Raw genomic sequence first — 8,757 nt, 5'->3', positions numbered from 1 at the left:
CCACGAGGTGCCGGTAGCGGATCGTGGCGTTGGTCGACTCGTTGAGCGCCGTGCCGTTCTGCACCGAGAAGGTCACCAGGGCGGCCGTGGCCGGATCGCCCGGGGCGGCGGGGGCCGAGCTGAGCGCCACGCCGGAGTCACCGAGCTCGGCGGCGTACTCGGGAGCATCGGGGTTGAGCACCTCGATGCTGTTGACCGTGCCGACCTTGACGCCGGCGATGCGGACGTCGTCGCCCTTGTTCATGCCGGTCACGTCGGCGAAGACGGCCTTGTAGTCCTTGCTCCCCTGGAAAGACAGGTTGCCGATCGTCACGACCAGCACTCCCGTCGCCAGGGTGGTGACCACGATGAAGATGAGCAGCTTGGTCAGGTCGGCGCTGGTCTTCTTGTCGAGCAGCTTCATCGCAGACTCACCGTCGCTCCGCGGGCCATCGGTCCGACGAGGAGCGGACCCAGGTCGCCCACCTCGTCAGCGCTGATGCCCATGCCGGGGGCGATCAGGCTCTTGTAGAGCGAGGACTCGGACTCGCCGCCCATGAAGCCGAGGCCGTCACGGAAGGCGTAGGACGTGCCCACGCGGCTGGTGCCCTTGCCGGTCGGCTCATCGACGCCGTCGTCCATGTCGGGCTGACGCTTCACGGGGTTCTCCTGGTCCCACGGAGGGTTCGGGAGGGTGAGGCAGTTGGGGCCTCGGTCCTCGGCGATCCGCGGGACGTCGTTGACGGTGTAGGCACGTGGCTGGCGCGGCAGCGTCTCGAGCACGATGTGCAGGGTGAAGTTGCGGAAGGCCTCGGCCTGCAGCTCACCGGCCGCGACGATGCCGCCGGCCAGGCACGGGAACTCCGTCGAGTAGCGCGAGAGCACCCGCAGCTGGGCTGCGCTGACCTCACCGACGCGCACGAGGTTGTCCTCGTTGTCGGCGAGGAACGTGCGCAGGCTGTCGCTGAAGCCGGCCACGTCGACGAAGAGTGCCTGGAGCTTCTGCTCGCGGCTCTCGAGCGTGCCCATCGTGAGCACCGTGTCGTCGAGGATGTCGCCGATCTGAGGCAGTACGTCGGCGTAGATCTCGCCGACCTCGCCGGTCTTCCGGAGGTCCTCGATCAGCAGCGGGATCTCGGGGTTGATGCGCTTGAGGTAGGAGTCGAAGGTCTCCAGGGTCTCGCCGAGCTGGTCACCGCGACCCTCGAGCGCGCTCGAGATGGCGTTCAAGGTCATCGAGATCTTGGCCGGCTGCACGGTTTCGAGGAGCGGGAGCAGGTCGGAGAGGACCTGCTCGACCTCGGTGCTGACCCGGGTGCGGTCGATGACGTCACCGGCCTCGATGTGCGGGTCGTTGGCCTGGTCCCAGTCGGACGGCGGGATCAGGGAGACGTACTTCTCGCCGAAGAGCGTCTTGGGCAGCACCGAGCCGCTGACGTCCTTGGGGATCATGTCGACCTTGTCCTGGTAGAGACCGAGGGTGACCTCGGCTCCCCCGGCGGAGTCGGCCTCGTAGTCGAGCACCTCGCCCACGATCACGCCACGGATCTTGATGTCGGCACGTGCCGGCAGCTGGAGACCGATGTTGGACGTGCGCAGGGTGACCTCGTCGTAGTTGACGTAGGCCTTGGTGAAGATCGCGTAGGTCGCGTAGACCGAGAAGAGCAGGAGCGCCAGGAAGGCGACGCCCAGGACCTTGTGCATGGCCAGGATGCGATTCAGCATGTCAACCCGCCAATCTCACGGTGGTGGTGGTGCCCCAGATGGCCATCGACAGGAACAGGTCGATGACGTTGATGGCCACGATGCTCGTCCGGACGGCGCGACCCACGGCCACGCCCACGCCGGCGGGACCGCCGCTGGCGTTGAACCCGTAGTAGCAGTGGATGAGGATCACGACGACGTCGAAGACCAGCACCTTGCCGAACGACCAGAGTACGTCGCCGGGTGGGAGGAACTGGTTGAAGTAGTGGTCGTAGGTGCCGGAGCTCTGGCCGTAGAACTGAGTCACGACGAGGCGACTGGCGAAGTAGGACGACAGCAGACCCACGACGTACAGCGGGATGATGGCGATCAGGCCGCCGACCACGCGGGTGGCGACGAGGAACGGCATCGACGGGATCGCCATGACCTCGAGGGCGTCGATCTCCTCGGAGATCCGCATCGCGCCGAGCTGGGCGGTGAACCCGCAGCCCACCGTCGCAGCGAGGGCGATGCCTGCGACCAACGGCGCGATCTCACGCGTGTTGAAGTAGGCGGAGACGAAGCCCGAGAACGCGGCCGTGCCCAGCTGGTTGAGGGCAGCGTAGCCCGAGAGCCCGACCTGGGCGCCGGTGAAGAAGGTGAGACCGAGGATGACGCCGACCGTGCCGCCGATGACCGCGAGCGAGCCCGAGCCGAGGGTCACCTCGGCCAGGATCCTGGCGATCTCCTTGGGGTAGCGCTTCACCGAGCGCGGGATCGCCCGCAGCACGTTGATGTAGAAGTGCAGCTGCTCCCCCATGCCGTCGAGGGACTTCAGCGGCACCTGGTAGACGTCCTTGACGTTCGCCATGGCGCTAGCCCCCCTTCGGTGGGACGAGTTGGAGGTAGATCGTGCTGATCACGAAGTTCACGACGAAGAGCAGCAGGAAGGTGATGACCACCGACTCGTTGACCGCGTCGCCCACGCCCTTGGGCCCGCCACCGGCGTTGATGCCCTTGTAGCTGGCCACGATCGCGGCGATCAGACCGAAGATCACGGCCTTGATCAGACCGACGTACAGGTCGGGCAGCTGGGCGAGGGCGGTGAAGCTGGCCAGGTAGGCGCCGGGGGTGCCGTCCTGGAGGATGACGTTGAAGACGTAGCCTCCCGCGACCCCGACGACGGTCACCAGACCGTTGAGGAAGAACGCCACCAGCATGGCGGCGAGCACCCGAGGCACGACGAGACGCTGGATCGGGTCGATACCGAGCACCATCATCGCGTCGAGCTCTTCACGGATCTTGCGAGAGCCGAGGTCGGCGGCGATCGCCGAGCCACCGGCTCCGGCGATCAGCAGCGCCGTGGCGATCGGGCCGGCCTGCTGGACCACCGCGAGGACCGAGGCCGAGCCGGTGAACGACTGGGCACCGAACTGCTTGATCAGGCCGCCGACCTGGAGCGCGATGACGGCGCCGAAGGGGATCGCGACCAGAGCGGTCGGGATGATGGTCACCGAGGCGATGAACCAGGCCTGCTGGATGAACTCTCGCAGCTGGAACGGCCTCCGGAAGAGCGCGCGGAGCACATCGAGAGCGAAGGCGAAGAGCGAGCCTGCGGTCCCGATGGGCTTGAGCACCCTGGAGTTCGTGATCATTGACACGTGAGGCGGCCCTAGATCTTCGTCGTCATGTTGACGTTGGCCTCGAACGAGCCCGGAGGAGGCGTGACGCCGTTGTCACGGCACCACCCGCCCGGCTCGCGCTGGCTACGGCGCGGGATGCCGCTCGAGGGCTCGATCTGCATCGGGATCGGCGGCAGCGGCGGCAGGTCCTGGTCCTTCTCGGCCTCGAGCTCGTCGGCGTCCTTCTCCTCCGACATGCCGATCGGCCCGACGCGCTGGGCGTTGAGGAACTGACGCACCACGGGCTCCTCGGAGCTCAGGAGCATCTCGCGGGGCCCGAACATCGCCAGGTGCTTGTGGTAGAGCAGGCCGATGTTGTCGGGCACCGTGCGGGCGGTGTTGATGTCGTGGGTGACGATGAGGAACGTCGCGTCGATCTGGGCGTTGAGGTCGACGATCAGCTGGTTGAGGAACGCGGTGCGAACCGGGTCGAGACCCGAGTCGGGCTCGTCGAAGAGCACGATCTCCGGGTCGAGCACCAGGCCGCGGGCGATGCCGGCGCGCTTGCGCATTCCGCCCGAGATCTCACCGGGCAGCTTGTCCTCGGTGCCGAGGAGGCCGACGAGGTCCATCTTCTCGAGGACGACCTCGCGGATCTGCGACTCGGACTTCTTGGTGTGCTCGCGCAACGGGAACGCGATGTTGTCGTAGAGGTTCATCGAGCCGAACATGGCGCCGTCCTGGAACAGCACCCCGAAGAGCTTGCGGATCTCGTAGAGGTCCTTCTCCGAGCAGGAGGCGATGTCGGTGCCCTCGATGACGATGGAGCCGGTGTCGGGCTTCAGCAGGCCGATGAGGGTCTTGAGGAAGACCGACTTGCCGGTTCCGGACGGCCCGAGCATCACGCAGATCTCGCCGGCGGGGATCGTCAAGGAGACATCGGCCCAGATCAGGCTCTTGCCGAAGCTCTTGGTGAGACCGTCCACCTTGATCTCTACACCCATGTCAGTCCTTTTCTCGGCCCGGATCTCTTTTTCGGCGCCTGCTCGTAGCCCCGACGTGGGGGACGTCGGGGAGCATGGCGGCCCACAGCACTACACCCATGAGTAACAACGCTGCCGACACGCTGAGGTTACGCGGAAAGGTGCCCTGCGTCACGACAACGCCAGATGGCGATACCCACCTGTGACGTGCGGATACGACGAAGCGGCCGCCCCCGGGGATCCGGGAACGGCCGCTGCGTGGTGGCACGTCCGAGTAGGACGAAGTCCTATCCGTCAGCGCCGGTGAATCACTTGAGGGAGACGCTGGCGCCGGCGCCCTCGAGCGCCTCCTTGGCCTTGTCGGCCGTCGCCTTGTCGACCTTCTCCAGGACAGCCTTGGGGGCGGCCTCAACGAGCTCCTTGGCCTCCTTCAGGCCGAGCGAGGTGAGGGCGCGCACCTCCTTGATGACGTTGATCTTCTTGTCACCAGCGGCCTCGAGGACGACGTCGAACTCGTCCTGGGCAGCGGCCTCCTCGCCGCCACCGGCGCCACCGGCGGCCGGGGCAGCAGCCACGGCAACGGGGGCAGCGGCGGTGACGCCGAAGGTCTCCTCGAACTGCTTCACGAACTCCGAGAGCTCGATCAGGGTCATCTCCTTGAAGGCCTCAAGGAGCTCGTCGGTGCTGAGCTTCGCCATGATGCGAACCTTTCTTTCGTTGGTCCCGGACGCGTGTGCGCCAGGACCGGGTTTCAGGTGGTGGTGTTCAGCCTGGGATCAGGCGTCGGTGGACTCGGCTGCAGCCTCGGGAGCCTCGTCGGCGACCTCCGTGTCGGGGGTCTCCTCCGTGGTCTCCTCGGCAGCGGCCGGGGCCTCCTCGGTGGGGGCCGGAGTACCAGCACCACCTGCGAGGATCGAGGGGTCTTCGGTTGCCTTGGCCTCCAAGGCGCCGGCGAGCCGGGCAGCCTGGGAGAGCGGGGCGTTGAAGAGGTAGACGGCCTGGCTGAGCGATGCGAGCAACGCACCGGCCAGCTTGCCCAACAGGACCTCGCGCGACTCGAGATCGGCCAGCTTGGCGATCTCCTTCGCGTCGAGGATGTTGCCGTCCAGGACACCGCCCTTGATGATCAGGGCGGGGTTTGCCTTGGCAAAGTCACGCAGACCCTTGGCAGCCTCGACCACGTCGCCGTTGATGAAGGCGATAGCGGTGGGGCCGACCAAGAGGTCGTCGAAGCCGGAGATGCCCACCTGGTTGGCGGCGATCTTGGCCAGCGTGTTCTTGACCACGGCGTAGTTGGCGTCAGCCCCCAGGGAGCGGCGCAGATCCTGCAGCTCCTTGACGGTGAGGCCGCGGTAGTCGGTCAGCACTGCGCCGTCGGCGACGTTGAAAAGCTCAACGATCTCCTCGACGGCGGCTTGCCTGTCTGCCCGCGCCATGGGTCTCCTTCCGGACTGGGAGACCGTCGCCCGGTGAGCGGAGAAATGACGAACGCCCTGAGCGCAGGCTCAGGGCGTGTGGTGGATCAGCATCTCTGCGTCTCCTGCTCTGAAATCCTACGCGGGCCGTCCACATCTCTGCGGCACCTTCGGTCGCGCTGCATGCACAGCGTGACAACCGGCGGTCTCTGGTTTCGAGCAGAACTGTACGGCGCTGCGCGCGGCCACGCCAAATCGGGCTCACGCGGGTCGTCGGGCCACCACGATGTCGCGCTCGATGGCCTGGTCGACGCGGTGCAGGAACCCGCGCCACGGGCCGTCGTCCAGGGGCTCGAGCCCGGCCTCCTCGAGGAGTCGCACGGCCTGGGCTCGTTCGGCCACGTGGGTGTTCCACGAGATCCCGAGCGCTGCACCCGGGCGCAGCAACGGGACCCAGCCGGGCAGCGCGGCCTCGAGGAGCGCCAGCGGGCTGCGGTCGAGCCGTCCCTCGGCCCGCGCGCCGTGCTGCACGCCGTACGGCGCATCCGCGACGAGCGCATCGAAGGACGCCGGCCGGAAGAACTCCGCAGCGCGGGTCGTGTCGGCGTGCACGAAACCGAGCCGGCGAACGTCGCCGGCCTTCCAGGCCTCCTTGTCGGCGCCGACCTTCACCTCGAGGCGCCGTCCGATCCGCTCGCCCTCGCGCCGGACCGGGATGACCTCCGCCTCGTGCTTGAGGCGCTTGCGCCGCAGCCAGGTCTTCAGGAACGCCTCGTGGGCGTCGAAGCTCTTGGCATCGACGTCGAGGCCGTCGGCGTCGCACCCGTAGACGAGGGCCTGGTGGAGCGTGGAGCCGCGCCCGCACAGCGGGTCCAGCACACGGATCGGCCGCTCCCGGCTCGCACCGGCCACCAGGTCTCCCCCGACACCCGATGCCCAGACAGTGACGTTGAGCAGCAGCCGGGTGAAGAGCTCGTTGGTCTTGCCGACGTACTTCTGGATCGTGAGCAGGTCCTCGTCGAGGTGCTGGAGCCCGTCGAGCTCGACGGGCTCGAGACTCGTGCCGCTGCGCCGGAAGAGCGCGAAGGCACCCGAGAGCGTGGAGAGGTGGGCGATCTCGCGCTCGGTGAGCTCCCCCTCGCTGGTGAAGGTCAGGTAGTCGACGCCACCCAGGGTCTCGGTGGTCAGGTCGCTGAGCCGATGGCCCAGCACACAGGCGTTCAGGACCGCGGTCTCGGACTCCGTCAGGTGCGGAGCGGCGGCGGAGTACACGCGATTGGCGGAGGGACGGACCAGCAGGGCCCAGGAGGTGGCGACCACGTCGGCATCCTAGGTTCCGCCCGGCTGGACCTGTTTGGGAGGATCGTCGGGTGACCACACCGCAGACGCCCGCTTCCGCACCGCACCGCCCGCTCAGCGACCTCTCCCCCGAGGAGCTCGCGGACTTCCGCACGGCCAAGGAGGAGGAGTACGCCGCACTCAAGGCGCGCGGTCTCTCCCTCGACCTCACCCGGGGGAAGCCGTCGAGCGCTCAGCTCGACCTGTCGAATGCCCTGCTGTCGCTGCCCACGTCGACCAAGGACCGGGCCGGCACCGACGTCCGCAACTACGGCGGGCTCGAAGGCCTCACCGAGCTGCGCGAGATCTTCGCCGACCTGCTCGGGGTCGAGACCGACCAGGTCGTCTGCGGAGGCAACTCCAGCCTGACGCTCATGCACCAGGTGCTCGTCGACCTGCTCCTGCACGGCGGTCCCGGCTCGGATCGCCCGTGGAAGGACGAGCCGGTCGTGAAGTTCATCTGCCCCGTCCCGGGCTACGACCGCCACTTCTCGATGCTGGCCGACTTCGGCATCGAGATGGTCACCGTCGACATGCACGCCGACGGCCCGGACGTCGACGCCGTCGCCGCCCTCGTCAAGGACGACCCCAGCATCAAGGGCCTCTGGATCGTGCCGACCTACGCCAACCCCTCGGGCGCCGTGTGCTCGCAGGAGGTCGCAGCCGCGCTGATGTCGATGCCGACCGCAGCGCCCGACTTCCGGGTCTTCTGGGACAACGCCTACGCCGTGCACCACCTGACAGACATCGAGGTCAAGAGCGCCGACGCCCTCAGCCTCGCTGCGGCGTCCGGCAACCCCGAGCGCCCGATCATGTTCGCCTCGACCTCCAAGATCACCTTCGCCGGGTCCGGGGTCTCGGTGCTCGCGGCCTCGGCAGCCAACAAGGCGTGGTACCTCAAGCACCTCGCGATGGCCTCCATCGGGCCCGACAAGATCAACCACCTGCGTCACGTCGAGTTCTTCGGCTCCGCCGACGGCGTGCGCGAGCACATGCGCAAGCACCGCGAGATCATCGCGCCCAAGTTCGACGCCGTCGACGCTGCGCTGACCGGCGTCCTGGGTGGTCTCGACGTGGCCGAGTGGACCCAGCCGACGGGCGGCTACTTCGTGAACCTCGACGTGCTCGACGGCACCGCCTCGCGCGTCGTCGCCCTGGCCAAGGAGGCCGGCATCGCGCTGACGCCGGCCGGCGCGTCGTACCCGCACGGCCAGGACCCCCGCGACCGCAACATCCGTCTCGCGCCGACTTTCCCGGCACTCGAGGAGGTCGAGACCGCGATGGCCGGTGTCGCCACCTGCGTGGCGCTCGCGGCAGCAGAGTCGATGTCTTCCTGAGCCCGACGTACGACAAAGGCCCGCCACCCCTGAGGGGTGGCGGGCCTTTGTTGTTGCAAGCGGGAGATCAGCCCTGGTCGGCGTCGTCCTCGCCCGTGACGTTGCGGGTGCGGTTCGGGTCGACCTGGACGCCGGGGCCCATGGTCGTCGAGAACGTGACCTTCTTGAGGTAGCGGCCCTTGGAGCTGGCCGGCTTGAGACGCAGCACCTCCTCGAGGGCGGCGGCGTAGTTCTCGGCCAGCGCGGCCTCGGTGAAGGACGCCTTGCCGATGATGAAGTGCAGGTTGGCGTGGCGGTCGACGCGGAACTCGATCTTTCCACCCTTGATGTCCGTCACGGCCTTGGCCGGGTCGGGCGTCACGGTGCCGGTCTTCGGGTTCGGCATGAGGCCACGGGGGCC

General features: G+C 67.8%; 9 protein-coding genes and 1 pseudogene. 1 reads left to right on the top strand and 9 read right to left on the bottom strand.

Annotated features, from left to right (window positions below):
* From VOI19_RS08560 to VOI19_RS08525, 8 genes are all read right to left on the bottom strand, one after another.
* A partial coding sequence (locus VOI19_RS08560) for an MlaD family protein (RefSeq protein ID WP_323792542.1) occupies positions 1 to 403 on the bottom strand: 403 nt, incomplete at its 3' end.
* Positions 400 to 1,704, bottom strand: coding sequence for an MCE family protein (locus VOI19_RS08555; protein ID WP_323792541.1), 1,305 nt, complete (start codon positions 1,702 to 1,704; stop codon positions 400 to 402). The genes VOI19_RS08560 and VOI19_RS08555, both read right to left, overlap by 4 nt.
* 1 nt (position 1,705) lies before the next feature.
* The gene (locus VOI19_RS08550) at positions 1,706 to 2,533 is read right to left on the bottom strand and encodes an ABC transporter permease (RefSeq protein WP_323792540.1); all 828 of its coding nucleotides are present in this window, start codon (positions 2,531 to 2,533) and stop codon (positions 1,706 to 1,708) included.
* Positions 2,534 to 2,537: 4 nt separating this feature from the next.
* Positions 2,538 to 3,317: an ABC transporter permease gene (locus VOI19_RS08545; RefSeq protein WP_323792543.1), complete on the bottom strand. Its 780-nt coding sequence runs from the start codon at positions 3,315 to 3,317 to the stop codon at positions 2,538 to 2,540.
* 17 nt (positions 3,318 to 3,334) lie between these two features.
* Positions 3,335 to 4,288 (bottom strand): ABC transporter ATP-binding protein, encoded by a 954-nt coding sequence (locus VOI19_RS08540; RefSeq protein ID WP_323792539.1) that lies wholly within the window; start codon positions 4,286 to 4,288, stop codon positions 3,335 to 3,337.
* 287 nt (positions 4,289 to 4,575) lie between these two features.
* On the bottom strand, positions 4,576 to 4,965 hold the full coding sequence (gene rplL, locus VOI19_RS08535; protein WP_323792538.1) for a 50S ribosomal protein L7/L12: 390 nt from the start codon (positions 4,963 to 4,965) through the stop codon (positions 4,576 to 4,578).
* 78 nt (positions 4,966 to 5,043) lie between these two features.
* Entirely contained in the window at positions 5,044 to 5,703 is a 660-nt protein-coding gene (gene rplJ, locus VOI19_RS08530) for a 50S ribosomal protein L10 (RefSeq protein WP_323792537.1), read from the bottom strand.
* A gap of 240 nt (positions 5,704 to 5,943) precedes the next feature.
* A complete protein-coding gene (locus VOI19_RS08525; protein WP_323792536.1) occupies positions 5,944 to 7,002 on the bottom strand; it encodes an SAM-dependent methyltransferase in 1,059 nt (352 codons plus the stop codon).
* Positions 7,003 to 7,052: 50 nt separating this feature from the next.
* Between VOI19_RS08525 and VOI19_RS08520 the strand changes: the two genes are divergently transcribed.
* Positions 7,053 to 8,357: an aminotransferase class I/II-fold pyridoxal phosphate-dependent enzyme gene (locus tag VOI19_RS08520; RefSeq protein WP_323792535.1), complete on the top strand. Its 1,305-nt coding sequence runs from the start codon at positions 7,053 to 7,055 to the stop codon at positions 8,355 to 8,357.
* Between the two features lie 67 nt (positions 8,358 to 8,424).
* Here VOI19_RS08520 and VOI19_RS08515 read toward each other — a convergent pair.
* Positions 8,425 to 8,757, bottom strand: a pseudogene (locus VOI19_RS08515) (50S ribosomal protein L1); the annotation flags it as partial.

Origin of the sequence: Nocardioides sp. (genome assembly GCF_034670285.1) — a bacterium.
GTDB lineage: Bacteria > Actinomycetota > Actinomycetes > Propionibacteriales > Nocardioidaceae > Nocardioides.
Note: the sequence above shows the minus strand (reverse complement) of the source record. Positions and strands in the feature narration are given on the sequence as shown.

Bases quoted from the DNA above. Each gene is read 5' to 3' on its own strand.
- rplL (WP_323792538.1), bottom strand. From the start codon at position 4,965: ATGGCGAAGCTCAGCACCGACGAGCTCCTTGAGGCCTTCAAGGAGATG.
- rplJ (WP_323792537.1), bottom strand. From the start codon at position 5,703: ATGGCGCGGGCAGACAGGCAAGCCGCCGTCGAGGAGATCGTTGAGCTT.
- VOI19_RS08540 (WP_323792539.1), bottom strand. From the start codon at position 4,288: ATGGGTGTAGAGATCAAGGTGGACGGTCTCACCAAGAGCTTCGGCAAG.
- VOI19_RS08555 (WP_323792541.1), bottom strand. From the start codon at position 1,704: ATGCTGAATCGCATCCTGGCCATGCACAAGGTCCTGGGCGTCGCCTTC.
- VOI19_RS08550 (WP_323792540.1), bottom strand. From the start codon at position 2,533: ATGGCGAACGTCAAGGACGTCTACCAGGTGCCGCTGAAGTCCCTCGAC.
- VOI19_RS08545 (WP_323792543.1), bottom strand. From the start codon at position 3,317: ATGATCACGAACTCCAGGGTGCTCAAGCCCATCGGGACCGCAGGCTCG.